Raw genomic sequence first — 255 nt, 5'->3', positions numbered from 1 at the left:
GGAGAATTGAAGTGAATCATCGCCTGAATGCCCTTAAATTCAAAGCTAAGGAACGGCTTAATTCTGAAAAAGGGAAACAACACCGAAGCAAACGTCCAATAGAAGTTGAAGCGGTTTTCGGGCAACTCAAAAGCAACAATAAATTTACCCGGTTTACCTTAAAAGGACTTGAAAAAATCCAAATCGAATTTGGACTGATGGCGCTTGCCCATAATCTTCGAAAATTGAGCAGAAAACAATATAATAACTTCCAAA

The 255-nt window shown here is 38.0% G+C and carries 1 protein-coding gene; it reads left to right on the top strand.

Annotation, left to right across the window (positions count from 1 at the left end; all coding sequences use genetic code 11):
* The coding region (locus K8B81_RS20905; RefSeq protein WP_223683455.1) for a transposase at positions 1–255 on the top strand (255 nt) is incomplete at both ends.

Origin of the sequence: Flavobacterium hibisci, from assembly GCF_020026925.1 — a bacterium.
Classification (GTDB): Bacteria; Bacteroidota; Bacteroidia; order Flavobacteriales; family Flavobacteriaceae; genus Flavobacterium; species Flavobacterium hibisci.
Note: the sequence above shows the minus strand (reverse complement) of the source record. Positions and strands in the feature narration are given on the sequence as shown.